This is a genomic window from Streptomyces sp. NPDC102451 (assembly GCF_044765485.1).
GTDB lineage: Bacteria > Actinomycetota > Actinomycetes > Streptomycetales > Streptomycetaceae > Streptomyces.
This window is the reverse complement of the sequence record NZ_JBIWKD010000010.1, coordinates 113659-137342: the sequence shown is the minus strand read 5'-3', so window position 1 is coordinate 137342 and position 23684 is coordinate 113659. Positions and strand designations below refer to the sequence as shown.

The window sequence follows — 23684 nt, the reverse complement described above, 5'->3', positions numbered from 1 at the left end:
GTGTACGGGCGCTTCAGCGCGATGAGTGGTGTCGTGCCAGATACGCGAGCTCGCCGGCCCACAGTTCTGTGTCGTCACCGGGACGTGAGAACGGGGCGCGGCGGGCGAGCTGGAAGAAGCCGCCGGACGGCCACCTGGTGGCTTGGAGTACGACGAGGGCGGACAGCATCGGGGCGGCCTGTTCGTACTCCAGCGTGTTCCTCTTCATGCGCCCTCCCCAGGACTACGGCTGTCACCGTAATGGATCAGGATGGTGGTGCGTGACCGTTCGTGCGCGCAGGGTTGCGGCTGCCGTACGGGATGCATGGTCATGCGCCCGACCCCGTACCCTCGACCGTTTGGTTCGAGATCCGGGGCATCGTCTCGTTGGGTGAGCGGCGCAGCAGCTTCATGTTGCGGCCCTCGACCCAGGCGTTCCAGGACTTGAGGTAGTACAGAAGGTGCTCGCGGGAGTCGTCCCGACGGCGGCCGGTGTCGCCGTTGGCCATCTTCAGCATGGTGTTGCGGAGCGTGAGGCGGGGATCGCCGACCTCCAGCATCGCGCCCGAGATCACGCCTTCCCGCCAGAGGGACTGATCGATGTCGGGCCGCGCCTCGGTGGTGAGGTACCAACCGATCGTTGCCGCGGTGATGGTGATGCGACAGCCGCGGTTGAGTGCGAGTCCGTGCGGGACCGCGTCGCGCATGGCGGGGTGCTTCTCCAGCAACGTGAGCAGTTGGTCGTTGCTGGTGACCGATGACCCGCCGCTCCACGCAGAGTTGGGGACGTTCAGATAGAGATGGAGACCGCGAAGGGCGGCTGCCAGGTAGTTGGCGTTGGCCTCACCCGCCAGTGCGAGCGTGTCGCGGCCGGTGCGCTTGCGGCCTGTGTCCATGACGGTGAAGGCTGTGCGAGGCACGTCGTGCGTGACGGTCAGCGGCACTCTGACGCCGGCTTTGGCGATCGCGGCCAGGCGGTGCTGACCGTCGATCAGTACCCCGTCCTCGTCGAATGCGATGCCCTGGTGGGTGAGCTGCCATTCACCGCGCTGGATCTGGGCGGCAAGCTGCTGGACGGTGCCCTTGCTCAGTGGACGGTTACTGGTGTTGTGCGTGAGCCACTCGGTGGCCAATTCGGGTGAGACGTCGAGGATTTCCATGTGCACGGCGGTGGGCCTCCCGATGGGGTGGTGTCACTGGAGGTGAGCGATGAGTGCATCAACAGCTTGCCCGTGTCTGTGAACTGAGTCAATATAAAACTGCTAGCGTTCACGTGTCTTGAGGTGGCGGTGGGGTCGCGAGGTTCGCGACGTTCCGGCTGAGCCTTCCGCATGGCGTGTCTCCTGATACGCTCCCGGCGTGTGCTGAGTTCACACCCGAGGCGGGCGCGTGCAGGACCGACGCTCCGGGTGGCCGGGGCGGGATTTCACAAGTGGCCACCTTGTCGGGCGGCCCTCAGTAGCAGTGGGGTGGCGTGTGAGCGAGAGCATGCTGAGCGACGGCATTCAGCCGGTCGGTTCCGTGCATCGGTACGACGACGGGTTGAGCGTCAGGGTCGACGATGTCGTGCCGTACGAGCTGGTGGACGCCGAGGACTCCCACGGGTACCGGCAGGGTGACGACCTCATCCGGTGCACCCTGTACCTGAGCAACGGAACGGGTGAGCCCTTTGACGTGAGCGGGATCCGTCTCGCCGTCCGTGGCGGACAGTACGGGAAGTCCGCCCGGCAGGTGCACGACTACCGTACGGAAGAGCTCGATGACGAGCTGGACGGAACCCTGCGCACCGGACGGCGGGCCTCGGCCACCTGGGCGTACAGCATTCCGGCCGGCACGGCCGGTGAGCTGGACTTCGAGGTGCGGTTCGAAGACGGGCGGGAAAGCCTCACCTTCACGACGGCGGGTGAGTCACGCCCCGCAGATCCCCGGGTGCCCGCTGCCCGGACCGCACCTGCACGGCTGCCCGACCAGGCCGTCCTTTTCGGCGACGGACAGCGGTCGCTGTTCGACGCGACGGAGCCGACGGCCCTGGAACCCGATGTCTCCGGTGACTACGTCGTCCGGCCGAGTGCCCCCCTGTCGGCCCCCTTCCTGTCCGCAGTGGAGACCGACGCCGCGCGTGTCCGGCAGATCTTCCGCTTCCTTGCCGAAGCCGAGGAGTCCAAGGCCAGGCCCGTCCGTACTCTCGACGGGGCGGCGGGGGCCGTGTGGTTCGAGGAGCTCCCGGATGATCCCGGTGTCGCCGTGATGATCGACGGGACACTGTCGACCGATGCTCCGGCCTGGTTGACCGTCGTGCGGCCGCAGCGCGAGGACGCTCCCCAGCTGAAGCCGTTGCTCGCTCCCTGGGTGGACGAGTCCCGGATCCGGGACTTCAAGCAGCCCCGTGCCCCGCATCTGCGCCGGCGGATCGAGCCTCAATTCCCCGACTGGTCCGAGGGGACCCCGCTCGAGAAGACGTACCACGAACTGGAAGCCCACCCGAAGCGGGAGAAGATCGAGAAGCTGTACGCGGCCTGGGAACAGGAATGGGCCGGCTGGGCGGAGCGACGCCGGGCGATCGATCCACTCGTCAGGCTCTACGACCGGCTCCACAAGATGCACGAGGATGCCGCGAATCTCGGTGAGGCGTACGAACTCGTCCTCGGATTCGGTCGGCTGACCTGGGAGACCACCGGTGGCCAGCGTGTGGAGCGGCACCTTGTCACCCACCGGGCGGCCGTCCAGCTCGATCCGTCGACAGGCACGCTCACCGTTGCCCCCGACCCGACCGGTGTCGGTATGGAGCTCGAAGAGGGCATGCTCGATGGCGCGCAGCATGTCCCGGGCCCCGTACGGGAAGAGATCGTCGGGGTCCTCGAAGGTGCCTCGGACGCCACCGATCCCGTACATCTCGACGCTGTGCACACCGCTCTGCGCAGCTGGGTCAACGCCGCCCACAGCGCCGGGAGTTATACGCAGGCCATTGGGCGCGTCAGGCCCCGCGACCTGGAGGTGCCGCACGTCGGTCTCACTCCGGCTCTCGTCCTGCGCGAGCGGAATCGGCGTTCCACCCTGGACGCCCTCAAAGCCATCGCCCGGCAGATCGACGGCGGCACGCCCCCGACCGAGCTGCTCGGCTACATCGCAGGTCGTGACGGGGCTCTCACCGCGGCCGGCCTCGCGGCGGCACTCGATGACGGGATACAGACCGACAGCGGCGAGATGTACTTCGCGCTCCCCGCGAACGAGGAGCAGCGCACCATCGCCGAGCGACTGCGAGCCAACAGGCTCGTCGTCGTCCAGGGCCCGCCCGGGACCGGAAAGACACACACCATCGCCAACCTGGTGACCGACCTGTTGGCACAGGGCAAGCGCGTCCTGATCACCAGCCACACCCCGCGCGCGCTGCGTGTCCTGCGGGACAAGCTGCCCGAGTCCGTGCGAGACCTGTGCGTGAGCCGCACCGAGGACGGTGCCGCCGCACAGCGCGAACTGGAGGCGTCTGTATCCAAGATCCTCAGCGAGTACGCGGGATATGACCCGAAGGCATCGCAGCGTGAGATCCGGACGCTGCAGGCCCGGCTCGCCGGTGCCCGGTCCGCGCAACAGGCCATGCTGCGCGACCTCGCCGTGCTGCGACAGCAGGAGACCCACCGCTTCGAGGCGGACATCGGCGACTACTGCGGGAGCCTCCAGAAGATCGCCGAGCGACTTGCCGCCGAGACGGGAACGTATGACTGGATCGGACGGGTCCCGCAGGAACAGCCGGCCCTGAGTGCTGAGGACGCGCTGAGGGTCCTGCACACCACCCGGGCGTTCACACCGCACCACCGGGCGCTCGCCGCCGAGGTTCCCGGTCCCTCCGAGCTGCCTGGCCCGGGCGACTTCGAGGACGCCGTCGAGGTCGTGCGCTCCGCCGAAGAGGCGCATGCGGCCGTGAGACAGGACGCACTGAGCCAGCAGTACGACACGGCGGTGCGGAGCCTCGGCGAAGACGAGCAGAAGCGGGTCTCGGTCGCTCTCGACGCCTTCGCGGGGGCTCGTGTGCGGGCGGGTGCCCTCGCTGCTCCGGCCGGTGAGTGGGCCATCGCGCTCCTGCGTGAGGTCAGCGCAGGTCAGGACTGGCAGACCCGCAGCAGATACGCCGCTGTGAACGAGGCTCTCGCCGTCGCCGACGCGTCGCTCTCGGCCATGGGCAACGCGATGGTCAGCGGACTGGAGCAGTACGATCCTGTCGCTGCGCTCGGCCAGGCCACGGCGCTGCACGACGGACTGCGGCAGGGGCAGAAACTGCGGGGCACGCTGGGCATGCGCTCGAAGCTGTCCAAGACCGTGGGCCCCTTCGTGGAGGCAGTCCGCGTCGACGGTCGCGCACCCGAGGACGCCGGTACGGTCGCCGTCGTGCTGGCCCGTGTTCGACTTGAACTGCGCCTCGCCCAGGTCGAGTCCGAGTGGGGAACGCCTGCGGCGCCCTGGCAGGGCCACGGCCCCCGGATCGCCCGGCTGCGGCAGGAGGCCGAGGCGCTCGAGGCACTTCTCGCTGTCGCGGCAGCGCGCACCGATGTGCTCACGGCCGCCGCCACCTCATCGGAACTCTCCGTCGCGCCCTGGCACGACCAGGCTGTCGAAAGTGCCGTACGGGCGCTGCTGCGTGCGGCGACCACGCTCCGCGCGGCCGAGCGGTCGCGACGGGTCATCGCGGCCACCGAAGAGCTGCTGCGCGCCTGGAGCGACCGGCCCGGTGTCTCGCCTGCGGTGGAACGTGCCCTCGATGCCGTCCGCGCCCGGAACCCGGAAGGTTACCGGGAATTCAGCCAGGAGATCGCCGAGGTCCGTGAGGCTGCCCGGATTCGCGCCGAACAGCACGCGGCACTCCTTCGCGGCCAGGAAGCCTTCCCCTCGCTGGCCGAAAGGATCACGGCAACGCCCGAGGATCCGAGCTGGGACGAGCGGCTCGCCACCCTGGCCGAGGCCTGGGCCTGGTCCGCCTGGCACGAGCGCATGGAACGACTCACCGACCCTGACGCCGAGCGCATCCTGCGCAAACAGCTCACCGAGGCCGACGACGAAGCTCGCATCATGCTCGCGCGTCTGGCCGCGGCACGCGCCTGGCACCGCTGCCTGGGACTGCTCACCGGCGACCAGTCGCGTGCGCTCAGCGCCTATCAGCAGGCTGCCCGGCGGATCAAGGGCAAGTACCAGCACCGCTACCGGCGTGACGCCCAGGCCGCTCTGCGTAAGGCCCAGACCGCCGTACCCGCATGGATCATGCCCCTGCACCAGGTCGCGGAGACCGTGCCGATGGACCGGCCCGGCATGTTCGACGTCGTCATCGTCGACGAGGCCAGCCAGTCCGGCCTCGAGGCCATGCTGCTCAGCTGGCTCGCCGACCGCATGGTCGTCGTCGGCGACAGCAAGCAGGTCAGCCCCTCCAATGTCGGACTCAAGCAGGACGAGTACTTCCACCTCCGGGATCGGTTGCTCACCGGACTCGACGCGGACGTCCGCAGCCTCTTCGGGCCCGAGTCCAGCTTCTTCGACCTCACCGAGGCACTGTCGGCGGGCCGCGGCACCCTGATGCTCAAGGAGCACTTCAGGTGCATGCCGGAGATCATCTCCTTCTCCAACGAGCTCTGCTACAACGAACGGCTGCAGCCTCTGCGACAGTACGGTGCCCATCGGCTGCCGCCCGTACGCACCGTGTACGTCGGTGACGGCGAGGCCCTCGGTGCCAACAGCCGGCTGGCCAATATCGCCGAGGCCGAGACGCTCGTGGCCGAGATCGTGCGCTGCTGCGCGGATCCCGCGTACGACGGGAAGACCATGGGCGTCATCAGCCTCCGCGGAAGCAAGGCACACCTGTCCGAGCTGGAGAACCTGCTGGCCGAGCGCCTCGATTACGAGCAGCGGGAGGAGCGGCGCATCAGGGTCGGTGATGCCGAGGACTTCCAGGGTGACGAGCGCAACGTCATCTTCATCTCGTGCGTCAACTCGCCCACCACGGCTGCCGGGACCGTGCCCGGAGGCTTCACCGGGAAGACCTACGAGCAGCGCCTCAATGTGGCCGCCTCGCGTGCCCAGGACCAGCTGTGGGTGTTCCACAGCGCCCGGATCGAGCAGTTCCATGAGAACGACCTGCGCCGTCGGTGGCTCGACCACCTCACCCGGCCCGCGGAGGAGGAGACCGCCACGGTCGACGGGGAGGTGCTGCCCGATGTACGGCACGAGGCCTTCGACAGTCTCTTCCAGCAGCAGGTGTACCTGGAGCTGACGAGGCGTGACTACCGCGTTCGCCCCGGCTACCGGGTGGGTCGTCACGCCATCGATCTGGTTGTCGAAGGTGGTACGCGCCGCCTGGCAGTGGCCTGCGACGGCGACACGTTCGCGGAGGGCGAGGACGCCTCGACCGCGGCTGCCCGCCAGCGCGATCTGGAGCGGGTGGACTGGACATTCGTACGCATTCGCGGTAGCCGGTTCCACCTGGACCGAAAGCAGGCGCTGTCCCCGCTGTGGGCGGAGCTGGAGCGGCTGGGAATCGAGCCGGTCAGCGAGTCGACGGTTGACGGCCCGGTCGGCGAGCCGCTCAGTGAAGAGGCGCCGGCCGTCGAGGACGGGGACGCACGGGAGGCGGCCGAGGTCACCGAGCCGGAACCGGAGCCTGCACCCGAGCCCGTGGTTCCGGCACCGGCCGCCGTCGCTCCCGAGGTTCCGGAGTGCAGCGGCGGTCCCCGTATCACCCCGGGGTCCTTCCCCGTCCAGGAGATCCCGGCCGCCGCCTTCCAGCGGCTGGTCCGCGAGATGCAGCAGTTGCAGGCCACGGTCGACGCTCCCGACGACACCCCCCAGGGCCTCGACGCCGCCAAGCTGGTGTTTCTGCGCCGGACGCAGGCCGATCAGCGCGATCGCCGCGTCAAACGCCTCGCATTTCTGCGGGCGTTCCTCGACGCGGTAGCTGTGGGCGGTGGCATCGGCGCACCCCAGGTGGTCGTTCCCGGTGCGTTGCTCGTCCTCGAACTCGATGGCCAGGTCGATGAGGACACGCTGTACACGATCGCCGAACTTCCCACGGCCGGAGCGGACATCGTGTCTCCCTCGTCGCCGCTCGGGCTCGCCCTCATGTGGCAGCGAGCGGGACGCGACCTCTCCTACAACGCTTCCGATGACAAGGCGCATCGCGTGGTCGTCCGCGAGATTCGGGCCTGACCTGTGGAGCCGCTGTTCACCCGCCCGGGCGGGTGAACAGCGGCTCGGTCGCACCTTTCAGCCGGCGACCGGGTCGAGCATCAGGCTGCGCTGCCCGCTCCATGAGACCGACAGCGCGTCGCGGGCCCGCGTACAGGCCACGAAGAGCAGGCAGTGTTCCGCCAGCAGGTCCGACTGGTGCTGGACCGGGTCCACCTCGGCGGGAGTCACCTGCTGCGCGAACGGCAGCACCTTGGACGTCACCCCGACGACGCCCACACACCGGAACTCCAGCCCCTTCATGGCGTGCATGGTGGCCACCCTGACCCCGGACACCCCGGGGCCCGGGTCGTCCTTGACCGCGACCGCGCCGATGCCCTCCCGGCGCAGACGAGCGATGACCGCGTCGACGAGGGTGTTGAACCGTGCGCACACCGCGACCTCGGAGGGCTTCACGCCGTCCTTGTCGATCCAGGTCCGGATCTGTTCGGTCAGTGCCCTGAGTTCTTCTTCCTGGCTGTCGTAACCGCGGGCCGACGGAATCCGGCCGTGCAGCTGGGACCGGTATCCACGCAGTGAGTCGCGGCCGGCGTCCTCATCGTCGTCCTCGCCGAGACGGCCCACCGGATGCCCGTCCAGAAGGGAGGCCGACCAGCGCAGGATCTCCTCCGTGCTGCGGTAGTTGAGCCGCAGCCGGGAGGTCCGGCCCCTGACATGGATGCCCAGTGAGCGCAGCGAGACCCGGGAGTCGTAGACCCGCTGGTGGGGGTCGCCGACCAGGAACATGTCGTCGGGCCCCGGCGCCACACACGCGCGCAGCACACGCCACTGCGCGGGATGGAGATCCTGCGCCTCGTCCACGACCACGTGGCGGTAGCGGGGACCGGTGCCGTCCAGGCACCGAGCGGCCTGGTCGCACAGTTGCGTGTACGTCGCCGACTCCCGGGAGGACAGGTCGGCCGCGAAGCGTTCCATCACGCGCCAGAGCCGAGCCCGCTGCACCCGCCCCACCTGTGTGCCGCGCCCCCGCCGCACACAGCGCAGATACTCCTCAGGCGTGCGGAGCCCCTGAGCGAGGACGACGTTGCGGAATTCCTGGGCCAGGAACTGTTCGGACCAGGGCAGGTCCTCGCGAGCGGTGGCCCGCGTCCAGGCGCTCTTCTCCGCGGCGCCCGTGAGCGGCCGGGGAGCATTGCCGCGTGACTCTCGGAGGACGCGTGCGGCGAGTGAGTCCACGGTGGTCACGTCGACGCGCTGGAGGAGGTGCGCGTCCGACTCGCCGAGCAGGAGCGCGAGGCTGCTCCGCAGTGCGGAGGCCATGGCGTTGGTGAAGGTGGTCAGCAATATCCGGTCGTCGTCGCGCCCGGTGCGCAGCAGGTGGCGGACGCGGTGCAGGGCGACCACCGTCTTGCCGGTGCCGGGGCCGCCTGTGACCTGAGCGGGTCCGTTGAAGCCCGGATGGTAGGCGTACCGCTTCTGGGCGGGGTGGAGGAAGATGCGCCATCGCGTCAGGTCCTCGGTGAGGATGCGCTCCAGCTCGCCGGGACCCGTGACCTCCACGATGCGGTCCGGGCTGTTGAGAATCGCTTCGGTGAGAGTGACGGCGGGCCGGTCCCCGGCCGTGCGGACCGTCTGGCCGCGCGAGGCGATCAGCTGTTCCCACACGTCCTGGACCGCATAGTCGGCCGCCAGGTACTCCAGCACCTCGTACTGGTCGGCGGGCATCATGGGCGGCGCCATGACCGTCAGGTCGTCGGCGGTGAGGCAGACCCGGGCGAGGCGCAGAACCTGGTCGTCGATGCCCAGATCGCGCAGCACGGTGTCCGAGTGCTGGTCGAAGAGGCGGGTGGGGGCAGCGACCGCCTTGGTCTCAAAATACGTCTCCATCTGCTCCAGGGCCTCGACGTTGCGTACTTCGAGGCCGCCGGTGGCACCGTTGACGGAGTATGCGCGCTTGCAGGCCCAGTTGATCGCCTCGTCGTGCGGGGCGACGCGCAGCAGCGTGAACAGTTCGCTGCCGTCGTCGGGTGCGAGCAGGACACCGCGGTAGGACTTGGTGATGCGAATCGTGCGGATCCGCTTGTCGTGCGCCTGCTCCAGCTTCTCCAGATGCATGCCCTTGCTTGCGTGGAGCTGCGGGACGGTCAGGCTCCGGAACATCTGGATCGCGTCTTTCACCTCCTTCTGAACAGGTCTCTGCAGGGCGATGAGGTCCGCGACGAAGTCGTCGGAGAGGGCGAGTCGGGGCATGGGCGTCCTCAGATCGCGGGATGGCCGGTGACCGGTTGTCGGTGGGCTGTCGAGGACCAGAGTAGAGACTCCACGCAGGGCGGGGCGAGGACGTGGGCGACTGTTGTGTGAACTGAGTCAACGATCTATATTCGTCGTGCTGTTGTTGTATGCTCACCACTTCACCGGCCCTCGTCCGAAAGGACCCACCACATGCCGGCCCAGCCCGACCCGGCCGCCGTCCCGCACCCGCTCGACGAAGTGCCGCAGACCTTTCTCTCCGGTGACTCCTACGCCGTGCGGGACGGACTCGTCACCTACATCCGACGTGACCTGCTGGGACCGTGGGACGGTGAGACCGAGACGCTTCCCCGGTACTCGTCAGGCCCCCGTGACCGCTACCTCGTCGGCATGCTCGGCCCGCGGCCTCACGCCACGACGGCGGACCGGATCGCGCTGGCCGCCGCGCAGAGCGCGGACAGCGAATCCGGAGACGAGAGCAGGGGGAGCGATGACAGCGAACCCCGGGACCACTTGACCCCACAAGCGGCCGGTCATATCTGGGCCTCGTCCATGGGCCTCTCCTTCACCGTCCCCGCCTCGGTCGGCACGCTCAGCGTCACCGCCCGTTGGGGCCGCTACACCCAGTCCGAGAAGGCCACCGACCAGGGCACGGCCCATAAGGTGTGGTCGCGGGAGCCGGTGGAGTATCCGGTCGACATCGATGTCTCCGGTGCGGCCGGGCGGACTGTGACCCTCGACGGAGCCGTCGTCCTGGACGTACAGGTGCGTCACCACAGTGCGGGCGACGGCGAAGCCCTGCGCGTCGTCGAACTCGCCCTGGTGAACGGACAGGAGGACAGCCGCGAGGCCCGTGACGCCCGCTGGCTCTTCCAGGTGTCCCTGGAGGTCACGGCCTTCCCCGACGACCAGGCAGCGGTGTTCTTCCCCGTCGACGACCCCCTCGATCCGGCGAACCGCGGCAACGCCCCCGAAGATCCCGAGGACCGCCGCCTGCGTCTCCTGTACCGGGACAGCCTCAGCCACGCCAAGGGCCGTAACGCCGCCGTGCACGCCCACGTACGTGAAGGCGAACGTAACGCGCACCGGCTCAGCACCACCTGGCTGCCCGAGTACGACGTCCGGGCCACGACTGCTCCCACAGCCCAGGACCTCGACCTGCTGCGCGGCCTGGAGCTGGGCATGGACGAGTTGGCCGAGCTCGCGGTACCTGGGCGCCGCAGCGAACTGAGCGCTGCTCTCGCCCCCCTGGCCGACGGCTACGCCACCTGGCTCGATCAGCAGCGCCACAGCGCCCGTTCGCTCCCCGACGACCTGCGCGAATCGGCACTCGTCGCCATCGAGCAGGCCCTGGAGATCTGCGACCGCATCACCCTGGGCATAGACACACTCGCCGCCGACGACACCGCGCTGGCCGCGTTCCGGTTCGCCAACCGGGCCATGGCTCTCCAGCGCCGAAACACTGCGATCGCGGCCGCCAGAGGCGGCCGTGAGGACGACAACGCTTCCTACCAGGAGACTCGCGACGAGGTGTACGACAAGGGCAAGGAAGGAGCCAGCTGGCGCCCGTTCCAGATTGCTTTCGTGTTGCTCAACCTCGCCTCTCTCAGCACACCGGGCCACCCGCACCGTGGAACGGGTCGCGAAGCCCTGGTAGACCTGCTGTTCTTCCCGACCGGCGGTGGCAAGACCGAGGCATACCTCGGACTCGCCGCGTACACCTTCGCCCTGCGCCGCCTGCAGGGCACCGTCGGCTCCGGGACCCAGGCCCGCAGCGGGGAGGCCGGCGTCGGCGTACTCATGCGCTATACGCTGCGGCTGCTGACCGCCCAGCAGTTCCAGCGCGCCGCCGCTCTCGTCGCGGCCTGCGAGGTGCTGCGCCGGGAGGAGTTCGCCCGGGACGTGCGCTGGGGCGCCACTCCGTTCCGTATCGGACTGTGGGTAGGGACCTCCGTCTCGCCCAACTGGTTCGACGAGGCCAAGGAACAGATTGCGGGCGCTCGCGAGAGCGCCAGCGACAAACACGCCCGGGTCCTTCAGGTCCTCACCTGCCCGTGGTGCGGCAGCGGTCTGACGGCCCGCTCCCACATGGAGTACGACGAGGCCAGGCGTCGGGTCCTGTTGTACTGCCCGCGCGGCGAAGGCGCCGACCGATGCCCCTTCTCGAGGCTGGAGTCCCCGGGCGAGGGCATTCCGGTCCTCACGGTCGACGAGGAGATCTACCGGCTCGCGCCGTCGCTGCTGATCGCCACCGTCGACAAGTTCGCCCAGCTTCCCTGGAACGGGTACGCCGGTCTCCTGTTCGGGCGCGTCACCGAGATCTGCCCGCGCCATGGCTACCGGCACGAGGACCTGGATGCCAGGACCGGCTGCGGAAGCCGCCACCACGCCAAGGGCGACCTGCCCGGTGTCACCGCACACCCCGTCACCCGTCTACGGCCGCCGGACCTGATCATCCAGGACGAGCTCCACCTGATCTCCGGCGCCCTCGGCACCACTGTCGGTCTGTTCGAGTCCGCCATCGACCAGCTGTGCACCTGGAGCTTCACCGATGCCCAGGGCAGGCAGTGCGAGGCCGGCCCCAAGATCGTCGCTTCCACGGCGACCACCAAACGGGCTGCGGACCAGGTGCTCGGGGTCTTCGGTCGTAAGGTCGCTGTCTTTCCGCCGCAGGTCCTGGACGTCGGCGACACGTTCTTCTCCCGGCAGGTCGAGCTCAGTCGTGAGAACCCCGGCAGGCGCTATCTCGGAGTGTGCGCCCACGGGACCCGCCTCAAGGCCGCCGAGATCAAGGTTGCCGAGATCCTGCTGCTGGCCGGACAGCAGCTCTTCGACGACTACGGCAAGCCCGCCGATCCGTACATGACTCTCGTCGGCTACTTCAACGCGACCCGTGAACTCGCCGGTATGCGCCGGTACATGGATGACGACATCACCACCCGGGTGCGCTCCAACGGCAGCCGTAAAGGGCACGACACCCTGTCCGACCGCATCGTCAGCAAGGCTGGGATGCTCAGCATCCAGGAGCTGACATCACGCATCTCCTCCGCCGACATCGGCGCCGCACTCAAGCGGCTGGAGACCGGCTTCGATCCGGAACGCGACACATCCGAGCGGCGACGCGCGTTTCTGCGCGAATACGCCACCGCCATCAAGGAGAAGCGTGAGCCCCGGGCATCGATGACTCCCCTCGCCCGTCAGGCCGTGGACGTCGCTCTCGCCACCTCCATGCTGCAGGTCGGCGTAGACGTTTCACGGTTCGGACTGATGCTCGTCGTCGGTCAGCCCAAGAACACCGCCGAATACATTCAGGCGTCCTCACGTGTCGGCCGTGACGCCAGACGCCCCGGCCTCGTTGTCACCCTCTACAACTGGGCACGCCCGCGCGACCTCGCGCATTACGAGGACTTCGAGCATTACCACGCAACGTTCTACCGGCAGGTCGAAGCCCTCTCCGTCACGCCGTTCACCCGCCGGTCCCTGGACCGGGGAGTGGCCGCCACCTACGTTGCCGCGCTGCGCCAGGCGGCGGACGAGACCTCCCGCAATCTGGACGCCCAGGTGGTCGACCTTGACGGACCGCTCGCTGCAGAGGTGGAACGCCGGTTCCTGGACCGCGCCGAAAGGGTCGGCCAGGAACGTGCCCGTGAGTACCTCGGCGAACGCCTGGACCGGCTCAAGGACGAATGGCGCCGCAAACGGGACGAGAGCAGCGCGGCTCTCGGCTACCGGCGGGAGAAGCGCAAGAACACGATTGTGAACGGACTCCTGCGACGGGCCGACGGCTCGCAGTGGACCGAACTCACCGTCGGTATGTCCATGCGTGAGACGGAGAACGAGATCAACATGCTCCTGCCCGGCGGCGGCGCGTTCCTCGACGAACCCGCGGGTGCAGGGCCCGAGTGGAATTTCGGTGCGGCCGGCACCGACTCGGACTCCGACGAAACGGGTGTCGTGGACAGCGACGAATACGGACCCACCACAACCGGCGCAACCGGAAAGGGACAGCGATGAGCCACAACTCCAACCGCCGGGTGGGCGCTGTCCGCCCCAGCCACCTCATGTTCACCACGGGCATCGGTTCCCTCGTCGACCTTCCCAACTTCTCCGTCCTGGTCAAGGGGCTCGACTTCTGGAGCTACTCCGGGGTCACCGACTACGACATCGATGAGCCCCGTCTGCGAGCCGCCGCCAACCGTTCGCTCCAGCGCTACGGGCGCAACGAGATCGAGCAGTTGCGGTCCGCCCCCTGGCTGGAGGGCGGGGACAGCGACCCCAAGGGGTGGGCCGCGCAGGGGATCGGTGTTCCCGTCACTCCGTTCCCACAGTGGCTGCGATGCACGGCGTGCAATGTTCTGGCAGCTGTCGACTCGGGTGAGTTCGCCTTCATCAACTCCAATCCGCGCACCCCGCACGAGGCGAAGTTCGTCCATGACTGCAAGAAGAGCAAGCCCCTCGCCGTCGCGGCCCGCTTCACCCTCGTCTGTACCGCCGGACACCTGGACGAGTTCCCGTACACGGCGTACGTCCACCACGGTCAGAGCTGCTCGAAGACCGCTCGTCCCAAACTGCGTATGAAGGACCACGGTGGCAACCAGGCGGCCAATGTCACCATCGAATGCGTCGCCTGCGCCGCCAAGCGCAATATCCGCGAGGCGATGGGAGAACGGGGCCGCCGTAACCTGCCCCGGTGTCGGGGGCGCCATCCGCACCTGGGTTCCTTCGAGTCGAACGGCTGCACCCAGGGGGCTGTATTGATGGTTGCCGGTGCGTCGAACCAGTGGTTCCCACTGGTCCTCAGCGCTCTCGCGCTGCCGAAGGGACAGGGGGGCGACATCGACAAGCTTCTCGAGAACCACTGGCCGGATCTTCAGGTCATCGGGGAACGCGCCCAGTTCGACTTCATGGCCGGCATGGCCAAGTTCGGGTTCCTGAAGGAGTTCGATGCCGATGCGGTCGTCGCCGCCATCGCGGCCCGAAAGGAGGGTGCCGAGGGGGCCGCTCCCTCGGCACCGGATGTCCAGGCGGGTCTGTACGGCCCGGAATGGGATGCCCTCTCCGGTCCTGTCCCACAGCCGAGCGACGATTTCGCCCTGCGGCAGGTGCCCGTGCCCTCGCCACTTGACGAGCTGTTCTGTGACGTTCGGCAGGTCGAACGCCTCCGCGAGGCACGTGCGTTGATCGGCTTCACCCGGCTCGACGCGCCCGACCCGGAGTCGCCGGAAATCGGCCAGGAGGTGCGTCTCTCCCGCACCGCGCAGAACTGGGTGCCGGCCAGTGAAGTGCGCGGTGAGGGCATCTTCCTGCGGGTTCACGACGGACTCATGGCCGAATGGGTGGCGAGGGTGGAGAACTCCTCGCAGATGGAGGCCCATCGGGAAGCCTTCGGCCGCTTCCGTACCAACCGCAGGTCGGACCGCAAGACCAGTGACTTCGACCCCCTGCACGGCTGGCCCGGGGCACGCTACATCGCTCTGCACACTCTCTCCCACTTGCTGATCCGTACCATCGCGCTGGAGTGCGGCTACAACTCGGCCTCCCTCGCCGAGCGGATCTACGCGGGGACCGAGGAGGACCCGAGGACAGGCATCCTCATCTACACCGCCGTGCCGGACTCCGAAGGCACCCTGGGCGGCCTCGTCTCGCTCGCGGAGGAGCGGGAGTTCGGCCGTATCGTCCGCCGGGCGCTGGGGGACGCGTCCCACTGCTCGGGCGACCCGCTGTGCTCGGAGAGGCTGCCGCACGATCCTGCGGACTTCCTGCACGGAGCTGCCTGCCACATCTGCCTCTTCGTCTCCGAGACCACATGTGAGCGCGGCAATCGGTTCCTCGACCGCCGCTTCCTCGTACCCCTCGCCGGCGACAAGGACCAGGTGCTCACGCCGGTCGCTCTGCTGCCATGAGCCGGCGCAGGTTCGAAGCCGCGGCCGCGGCGGCGGCCGTGGCTCTCGGCCCTTCTCGCACCAAGGACCTGGCCGGGATGCTGGCCCGAGGACACAGCAAGGAACGGGTTCTGACGGAACTGGCCACGCCCGCAGTCCGGGAAACCGTCGCCGAGATGTACGAGAGCCTGGAGGCGGACGAGTTGCGCGCCGCAGAGGCGGCGGCCTACCTGCGGGGGTATGTCGCGGCGCAACTGCGCGCACGGGACGCGGTCCGGGTGGCAACGGTGTGGAGCGGCCCCTCCACCCCCGGGGTGCCCGTGCGGGCGACGGCCCAGGTTCTGGTCGAGGTCATCGACGAATCCCGGGACGAACTGCTCGCGATGACATACGCGGCCCGCCCCTACCCGGCACTGACACGGGCCCTGACCGAGGCCACGGCCAGAGGGGTGCGGGTCCATGTGGTGGTGGAGACGCTGGCAGGTGCGCGTGGTCTTCTGACGGGCCGGGAACCGGCCGGTGCATTTGCATCGATACCCGGACTGAACCTTTGGCACTGGGTACGCGACCCCGCTGCCGGGCCCGCCTCACGTCAGCACGCCAAACTCGCCGTCGCCGACCGACGGGTGCTCTTCCTGGGCAGTGCGAACCTCACGGGGTCCGCCGCCCGACGCAATATCGAGGCAGGTGTCCTGATACGTGGCGGGGAAGCGCCGCGACGGGCTGCCGAGCACATCGCGGAACTGCAGCGCCGAGGGATACTGCGACATCTCGTGTGAGACGACGCCATGCGCAGACTGGCCGCTGCCCGCCCCGGGAGCCGTGCGCTGCGGGAGCTTGCTGATGCCACCGGAAGTGGCCTCTGCCTCCTTTCAGGTTCTCGTATCGACGAGGGGCCTGAGGCCGCTGCAACAGCGGCTTCAGGCCCCGTCCTTGTCAGGGGCACGACGGTGACGGTCAGGCGGCCCCGGATCTGTCGGGCGTCGACTTGGCCGGGGCCACGCCGAAGATGTCCACGGCGTGGTAGTACGTCCAGGCCGTGCCGTTGCACGAGGTCAGTTTGGCGCCGGAGTAGGCCGCGCACACGCGCTTGAGGTCCGAGTAGAACGCGGAGTCGATCCGGGACTTGTTCGCGGGGAATGTGCCGGCGACCTTGTAGTTGCGGTAGCCGAAGTCATGGCGGGCGCAGGCCGTCTGGAAGGGGAAGCCGAACGGGTTGTCGGGGGAGGTGCTGCAGTAGTCCGTCGACCAGTCGAAGCCGTACGCGGCCCAGGCGCCCTGGTTGTTGCGGGCGGAGTTCCACGCGTTGTAGCTGGAGGCGCTCGTCTGGGTCCAGGAGCTGAGGACCTGCGGCTTGTCCGACGGGGCGGCCGAGGCGGAAGCGGCAGGTACGAGGGCGAGCGGGAGCGACAGGGCGAGTGTGGCGAGCGGGGCGGCGAATCGGCGACGCATGAGCAACCTCCGGTGAGTGGAAGGGGGTTGGGCCGTCCGTACTCCTCGCGGGTCTCGCGAGGCCGCTCCCAGAATGACGTCATGGACCTGTCATGCCTAGCGTCTTCGTCAATTGGACGCCAGGAGTTCAGCTGCGCCGGGGGCCGCGGGTGCGTGCCTCCCCGGGGCGCTGCGCATGTACGCCCGATCGGCGCCGCTCCGCGCCGGCGCCCGGGCCGAGGGCGGTACGGCGCGGGCCGTCGTCAGCCGAGGCGTGAGCTGCCGCCGGAGGGGGCCGCCTCCGGCGGCGTGCCGTCCGTGTCCCGGCGGCGCATCGACAGGAACAGCGTCAGGATCGTGCCGACGGCCGCCCAGGCCGAGAGCACCAGCAGGGGACCGGTGACCGCGTTGCCCCTGAAGTACGCGATCGAGCGCGCGGTCCAGGTCCCCGCTCCCGGTGGCAGGGCCGGGCCGATCGCCCGCCAGAAGTCGGGCAGCATCGGCAGCGGGAAGGCGCCGCCCGCGCTCGGGTTGCCCGCGATCACGACGATCAGGACGGCCAGGCCGATGCCGACGATCCCGGTGAGCGCCTCCAGGGCGAGCGTGATCATGCCGACCGCGAAGACGATCAGGGCGCCCAGGCCGGACAGCGCCCAGAAGCTGCCCGGCAGCGCGCCGAGGATCGGACCGATGATGATCGCGCCGCCGATCCCGCCCGCGATCGAGTACAGCGCCATGACCCCGGTGCGGATCACCGCGCGCTGCCGGTTGGCGGGCTTGGCGCCCGCGCTGATCGCCAGGATCGAGGCGCAGAGGTAGCCGCCGACGCACCAGCCCACGACCAGGTAGAAGGACGAGAGGCCGTTGAAGTCGCCCGGGGAGGCGGGGGCCACGTCCACGGTCCGCACCGTGCGCCCCCGGGGGCCGTCCGCCTCCTTGATGATCTTGACCAGGGTGTTGGCCAGTACGGTTCCGCCGCCGGAGGCGACGAGCACGGTGTCGGTCGACCCGGTGGGGCTGACGATCAGGGCGCCGTCGAGGTCGCGGTTCTGGATCTGCCGGCGGGCCTCGCCCTCGTCGGCGACCGCGCGCGGATCGAGCGGGCCGCCCGGCAGGCGGTCCAGCTGGGTGACGAGCTGTCCGGACGTCTGCTTCGGAGCGACGACCCCGAAGGGGACATCCGTCGGGTCGGGCCTGTGCAGCGCGCCGACGTAGGAGGCGATGAACAGCAGCTGCAGTGCCAGTACGCCGATGACCAGCAGTGCGGCCCGTGTGGTGACGGCGCTCTTCACCTCGTCAGCGAAAGTCATGCCCCCACGGTCGGGGCGGTGCGCCGTTCGCGCAGGCGGGAGCGGGCCGAATGGCGGAGAGGTGGCCCCGCCCCTGGTTATCGTACGAACGTTCGAAACTTGGTCTATGGTGGAGAGCGAGGGGTGGTGAGTACGGATCGGTCCAGGAGGTGCGGATGCCAGGGTTCACGCATCTGCATACCGTTTCCGGGTTCTCCCTGCGGTACGGGGCGTCGCACCCGGAGCGGCTGGTCGAGCGTGCCGTCGAGCGGGGGATGGACGCTCTCGCGCTGACCGACCGGGACAGCCTCGCGGGTGCGGTCCGCTTCGCCCGGGCCTGTGAGGAGGCCGGGATACGGCCGCTCTTCGGGGCGGAACTCGCGGTGGCGCCGCAGATCGGCGGGGAAGGGCGTACGCACAAGCCGCGTACACCGGTCCGCGGAGGTGCCTTTGTCGATGAATCCGCACCCCGGGTCACCTTCCTCGCCCGGGACGGCGCCCGTGGCTGGGCCGGGCTGTGCCGACTGGTCAGCGCCGCCCACGCCCCCGGCGCCGGGGTCCCGGACGCCGGGCAGCCCCTGGTCGGCCGGGACGCGCTGCCCGCCGAAGGGCTCACCGTGCTGCTCGGCCCCGCCTCCGAGGTGGGCGCCGCGCTGGCCGCGGGCAGGCCGGACCGGGCCGCCGCGCTGCTCGCTCCCTGGCGGGAGATCTACGGCGACGCCCTGCGCCTGGAAGCCGTCCACCACGGCCGCGAGGGCACCGGCCCCGGATCGCTGCGGCTCGCCGCCCGTACCGTCGGCTTCGCCGCCGAGCAGGGGGTGCGGGCCGTGCTGACCAACGCCGTCCGGTACGCCGACCCCGGGCAGGGCCCCGTCGCCGACGTACTCGACTCGGCCCGCCGGCTCGTCCCCGTCGACCCGCGCCGCTCCCCCCTCGACAGCGGGGAGCGCTGGCTCAAGGACGCCCATGCGATGCGGGAGACCGCCGAGCGGATCACCTCTGCCGCGGGGCTCGGACAGGGTGCCGGTGAGCGGCTGCTCGCGGAGACCCGGCACACCGCCGACGCCTGCCTCGTCGACCCGTCGGACGACCTGGGGCTCGGCAGCGTCCACTTCCCCGAACCGCACCTCGTCGGCGCCGGGCGGCGCACCGCCCAGCGGGTGCTGGCCTCCCGCGCCGCCGCGGGCATGGTGCGGCACGGCTACGACCGCAGGCGCGACTACTGGGACCGGATGCACCGCGAGCTGGACATCATCGCCCACCACGGTTTCGCCTCCTACTTCCTGACGGTCTCCCAGGTCGTCGACGACGTGAAGAGCATGGGCATACGGGTCGCCGCACGCGGATCCGGGGCCGGCTCCCTGGTCAACCACCTGCTCGGGATCGCCCACGCCGACCCGGTCGAACACGGGCTGCTCATGGAGCGGTTCCTGTCCAAGCGGCGCTTCGTGCTGCCCGACATCGACATCGACGTGGAGTCCGCCCGCCGGCTGGACGTCTACCGCGCGATCATCGGACGCTTCGGCGCCGAGCGGGTCGCGACCGTCTCCATGCCCGAGACCTACCGGGTGCGCCACGCCATCCGCGACGTCGGCGCCGCGCTCTCCATGGACCCGGCCGAGACCGACCGGCTCGCCAAAGCCTTCCCGCACATCCGGGCCAGGGACGCCCGCGCCGCGATGGAGGAGCTGCCCGAACTGCGCGCCGTGGCCGGGCGGAAGGAGCGGTACGGTCGGCTCTGGGACCTGGTGGAGTCCCTGGACGCCCTGCCGCGCGGCATCGCCATGCACCCGTGCGGGGTGCTCCTCTCGGACGGCGCGCTGCTGCGCCGTACCCCGGTCGTGCCCACCAGCGGCGAGTGCTTCCCGATGTCCCAGTTCGACAAGGACGACGTGGAGCACCTCGGGCTGCTCAAGCTCGATGTCCTCGGCGTACGGATGCAGTCGGCGATGGCGCACGCGGTGACCGAGGTGAAGCGGGCCTCGGGGCGGGAGGTCGACCTGGACGCCGTACCGCAGGGCGACCCCGAGACGTACCGGCTGATCAGGAGCGCCGAGACGCTGGGCTGCTTCCAGATCGAGTCGCCCGGCCAGCGCGACCTGGTGGGCCGGCTCCAGCCCGCCACCTTCCACGACCTGGTGGTCGACATCTCGCTGTTCCGGCCGGGGCCGGTCGCCGCCGACATGGTGCGGCCGTTCATCGAGGCCAGGCACGGCCGCGCGCCCGTGCGCCATCCCCATCCCGATCTGGAGGAGACGCTGCGCGACACCTACGGGGTGGTCGTCTTCCACGAGCAGATCATCGAGATGGTGGACATCATGACCGGCTGCGGACGCGGTGAGGCCGACCGGGTGCGGCGCGGGCTCTCCGACCCCGGGTCGCAGGCCCGGATCAGGGTCTGGTTCGCCCAGCAGGCGGCGCGCAGGAAGTACGGCGCCGAGGTGATCGCCCGTGCCTGGGAGATCATCGAGGCGTTCGGGAGCTACGGCTTCTGCAAGGCGCACGCGGTCGCCTTCGCCGTGCCGACGTACCAGTCGGCCTGGCTCAAGGCGCACCACCCGGCGGCCTTCTACGCCGGGCTGCTCACGCACGACCCCGGGATGTACCCGAAGCGGCTGCTGCTCGCGGACGCGCGGCGGCGCGGGGTACCGGTGCTGCCGCTGGACGTGAACCGGTCGGCGGCCACCCATAGGATCGAACTGGTGTCTGGTGACAATGGTGAGAAATGGGGATTGCGGCTGGCTCTCTCGGACGTCCACGGCATCAGCGAGGCCGAGGTAGCCCGGATCGAGACCGGGCAGCCCTACACCTCGCTGCTGGACTTCTGGCAGCGGGCCAGGCCCGGAAAGCCGGCCGCGGAACGGCTGGCCCAGGTCGGCGCGCTGGACGCCTTCGGAGCCAACCGCCGTGATCTGCTGCTGCACCTGTCCGAGCTGCACCGCGCCCAGCGGAGCTCCGGTTCCGGTGCGGCGGGAGCCCAGCTCCCGCTCGGCGGCGGGCACAGGACCGGCACCGTCGGGCTGCCCGACCTCAATGACGCCGAACGCCTCAGCGCCGAGCTCGGCGTCCTCAGCATGGATGTGTCGCGTCATCTGATGGGCGATCACCACGCCTTCCTGGAGGAGCTGGGCGCGATCTCCGCCAAGCGGCTGCGGGAGGCCGGACACGGGGAGACCGTGCTGGTCGCGGGTGCCAAGGTGGCCACCCAGACCCCGCCGGTCCGCTCCGGGCGCCGGGTCATCTTCACCACCCTCGACGACGGGACCGGCCTGGTCGACCTCGCCTTCTTCGACGACAGCCACGCCGCCTGCGCGCACACCGTCTTCCACTCCTGGCTGCTGCTCGTGCGCGGAGTGGTCCAGCGGCGCGGCGCGCGCAGCCTGAGCGTGGTCGGCTCGGCCGCCTGGAACCTGGCGGAGCTGGCCGAACTCCGGCGCACCGGCGGCCTCGACGCGGTCGCGGCGCGGCTGGCGGAGGAGCCCGCCTCCGGCGAGGAGGAGAAGGCCGCCGACGACGGCCGCCGCATCCAGCTGCCGACCGGCTACGAGATGAACCCGTGGTCCGATCTCCAGCCCGCCGGTGAAGGGACACCCACCGGAAGGAAGCTGTGGCACCAGAGCCAGGGGAGCGCGGGATGAACGACCGGCCTGCCGTCCTGTGCCTGCGGTTCCGCCTGATCGGCGGCGGACTGCCGGACAGCGCGCGTTACGAGGGACTCCTCGCCCTCCTCGGGGCGTTCACCCCGGTCGTCGAGGCGGCCCCGCCCGGCGCCGCGCTCGCCGATGTCAGCGGCGCCCTGCGCTACTTCGGGCAGGACACGGCAGGTCTGGCCTCCGTGATCCGGGTGCGCGCGCTGGCCCTGCACGGCGTGGACTGCGCGATCGGGGCGGCCACCAACCCCATGCTGGCCAGGATGGCCGCACGGCAGGCGACGGCCGGAACGACCTTCGTGGTGCCCCCCGGTGAGCACGCCGGCTTCCTCGCGTCCAAGCCCGCCGCCGCACTGGACGGCGTCGGGCCGGCGACCGCGCGCACCCTGTGCGGATACGGGCTCGACTCCATCGGCCGGATAGCCGCCGCACCGCTCGCCACCCTGCAGCGGATCACCGGCGTTCGGGCCGGGCGCGAGCTGTGGGAGCGGGCCAACGGCATCGACCGTACGCGGGTCGTGCCCAACGCCGCCGCCCGGTCGATCGCCGCCGAACGCTCCTTCCCCCGCGACGAACTGGACCCGGAGCAGCACCGCCGCGCGCTCCTCTCGCTCACCGAGGAGCTGGGGGCCAGGCTGCGCGGCGACGGGCAGGTGTGCCGCTCCCTCGCGGTCTCCGTGCGCTACGCGAACCGCACCGGTTACGCGACGCTGACCCGCAGCCGTACGCTCCAGGAGCCCACCGCCCACTCGGCGGCGCTCACCTTGCTCGCGTACCGGATCCAGGACTCGTTCGCCCTGCAGCGGGCGCGGGTGCGGGGGATCGGGCTGCGGGCGGAAGGGCTCCACGACGCGGAACGCGCCGCCCACCAGCTCACCTTCGACCCGGTGGACGAACGGGCGCGGCGGATCGAGGCGGTGTCCGACAGGCTGCGGGCGAGGTTCGGTCCGCAGGTGGTGAAGCCCGGGCGGCTCGCGGCCTGACCTCGGGCACCCGGAATCTTTTTACCGACGCGTAACTTCCCCCGCGACCTTACCCATGCGTAACTTGGCATGAGCACGTAGAGACGTATCTCACTTGTGGTCCGGACCGCAGGGCGCACGACATCGCAACTCCCTTGAGCCGCAAGGAGATCAACCGATGCTGCCCTGGACCCGTGCCCGGCGCTCCCCACGCGCCCGCCGCACCCTCGCCGCCCTCCTCCTCGCCGTCACCGCGCTCGTCGCCCCCACGGCGACCGCGACCGCGGCGGAAGCCGCCGCTCCGTCCCGTGGATGGAACGACTACTCCTGCAAGCCCTCCGCAGCCCACCCCCGCCCGGTCGTCCTCGTCCACGGAACCTTCGGGAACTCGGTCGACAACTGGCTGGTCCTCGCGCCGTACCTCGTCAACCGGGGCTACTGCGTCTTCTCGCTCGACTACGGCCAGCTCCCGGGCGTGCCGTTCTTCAACGGACTCGGCCCGATCGACAAGTCGGCCGGACAGCTCGACGTGTTCGTCGACAAGGTGCTCGGCGCCACCGGCGCCCCGAAGGCCGACCTCGTCGGCCACTCCCAGGGCGGCATGATGCCCAACTACTACCTGAAGTTCCTCGGCGGGGCCGACAAGGTCAACGCACTCGTCGGGATCGCCCCCGACAACCACGGCACCACGCTCCTGGGCCTCACCCGGCTGCTGCCGTATTTCCCGGGGATCGAGGACCTCCTCACCATGAACACCCCCGGCCTCGCCGACCAGGTCGCCGGTTCCGCGTTCATCACGAAGCTCAACGCGGGCGCCGACACCGTGCCCGGGGTCCGCTACACCGTCATCGCGACCCGTTACGACGAGGTCGTCACCCCGTACCGCACGCAGTACCTGGACGGACCGAACGTACGCAACGTCCTGCTCCAGGACCTGTGCCCGGTCGACCTGTCCGAGCACGTGGCGATCGGGACCATCGACCGGATCGCCTTCCACGAGGTGGCGAACGCCCTCGACCCGGCGCGCGCCACCCCGACCACCTGCGCCTCGGTCATCGGCTGAGACGCGCCGACGGG

General features: G+C 69.9%; 12 protein-coding genes. 7 read left to right on the top strand and 5 right to left on the bottom strand.

The window, feature by feature from the left end:
• Window positions 1-13: 13 nt before the first annotated feature.
• A complete protein-coding gene (locus tag ACIRD8_RS22960) occupies window positions 14-208 on the bottom strand; it encodes a hypothetical protein (RefSeq protein ID WP_403994479.1) in 195 nt (64 codons plus the stop codon).
• A 100-nt stretch (window positions 209-308) separates the two neighbouring features.
• The gene (locus ACIRD8_RS22955; protein WP_403994477.1) at window positions 309-1139 is read right to left on the bottom strand and encodes a hypothetical protein; all 831 of its coding nucleotides are present in this window, start codon (window positions 1137-1139) and stop codon (window positions 309-311) included.
• A 316-nt stretch (window positions 1140-1455) separates the two neighbouring features.
• Here ACIRD8_RS22955 and ACIRD8_RS22950 point away from each other — a divergent pair, with 316 nt between their 5' ends.
• Entirely contained in the window at window positions 1456-7164 is a 5709-nt protein-coding gene (locus ACIRD8_RS22950) for an AAA domain-containing protein (protein WP_403994474.1), read from the top strand.
• A gap of 57 nt (window positions 7165-7221) precedes the next feature.
• Here the strand turns inward: ACIRD8_RS22950 and ACIRD8_RS22945 are convergent, their stop codons facing one another.
• The gene (locus ACIRD8_RS22945) at window positions 7222-9393 is read right to left on the bottom strand and encodes a UvrD-helicase domain-containing protein (RefSeq protein ID WP_403994471.1); all 2172 of its coding nucleotides are present in this window, start codon (window positions 9391-9393) and stop codon (window positions 7222-7224) included.
• 192 nt (window positions 9394-9585) lie between these two features.
• Here ACIRD8_RS22945 and drmA point away from each other — a divergent pair, with 192 nt between their 5' ends.
• Genes drmA through drmC form a run of 3 tightly spaced genes read left to right on the top strand, consistent with a single transcriptional unit; the run spans window position 9586 to window position 16054 of the window.
• A complete protein-coding gene (drmA, locus tag ACIRD8_RS22940; RefSeq protein WP_403994469.1) occupies window positions 9586-13407 on the top strand; it encodes a DISARM system helicase DrmA in 3822 nt (1273 codons plus the stop codon).
• Window positions 13404-15296, top strand: a complete 1893-nt coding sequence (gene drmB / locus ACIRD8_RS22935; RefSeq protein ID WP_403994466.1) for a DrmB family protein — start codon at window positions 13404-13406, stop codon at window positions 15294-15296. The genes drmA and drmB overlap by 4 nt, the downstream gene beginning before the upstream one ends.
• The gene (gene drmC / locus ACIRD8_RS22930; protein WP_403994463.1) at window positions 15293-16054 is read left to right on the top strand and encodes a DISARM system phospholipase D-like protein DrmC; all 762 of its coding nucleotides are present in this window, start codon (window positions 15293-15295) and stop codon (window positions 16052-16054) included. The genes drmB and drmC overlap by 4 nt, the downstream gene beginning before the upstream one ends.
• A 178-nt stretch (window positions 16055-16232) precedes the next feature.
• On the opposite strand, the gene ACIRD8_RS22925 is transcribed toward drmC, so the two are convergent.
• Window positions 16233-16727, bottom strand: a complete 495-nt coding sequence (locus ACIRD8_RS22925) for a phospholipase (protein ID WP_403994460.1) — start codon at window positions 16725-16727, stop codon at window positions 16233-16235.
• 242 nt (window positions 16728-16969) lie between these two features.
• Window positions 16970-18016, bottom strand: coding sequence for a DUF3533 domain-containing protein (locus ACIRD8_RS22920; protein WP_403994457.1), 1047 nt, complete (start codon window positions 18014-18016; stop codon window positions 16970-16972).
• Window positions 18017-18171: 155 nt separating this feature from the next.
• Here ACIRD8_RS22920 and ACIRD8_RS22915 point away from each other — a divergent pair, with 155 nt between their 5' ends.
• The 3 genes from ACIRD8_RS22915 to ACIRD8_RS22905 all read left to right on the top strand — a co-directional run bounded on the left by ACIRD8_RS22915 (window position 18172) and on the right by ACIRD8_RS22905 (window position 23670).
• A complete protein-coding gene (locus ACIRD8_RS22915; protein ID WP_403994454.1) occupies window positions 18172-21633 on the top strand; it encodes a DNA polymerase III subunit alpha in 3462 nt (1153 codons plus the stop codon).
• On the top strand, window positions 21630-22628 hold the full coding sequence (locus tag ACIRD8_RS22910) for a hypothetical protein (protein WP_403994451.1): 999 nt from the start codon (window positions 21630-21632) through the stop codon (window positions 22626-22628). The genes ACIRD8_RS22915 and ACIRD8_RS22910 overlap by 4 nt, the downstream gene beginning before the upstream one ends.
• 157 nt (window positions 22629-22785) lie before the next feature.
• A complete protein-coding gene (locus ACIRD8_RS22905; protein WP_403994448.1) occupies window positions 22786-23670 on the top strand; it encodes an esterase/lipase family protein in 885 nt (294 codons plus the stop codon).
• Window positions 23671-23684: the final 14 nt, after the last annotated feature.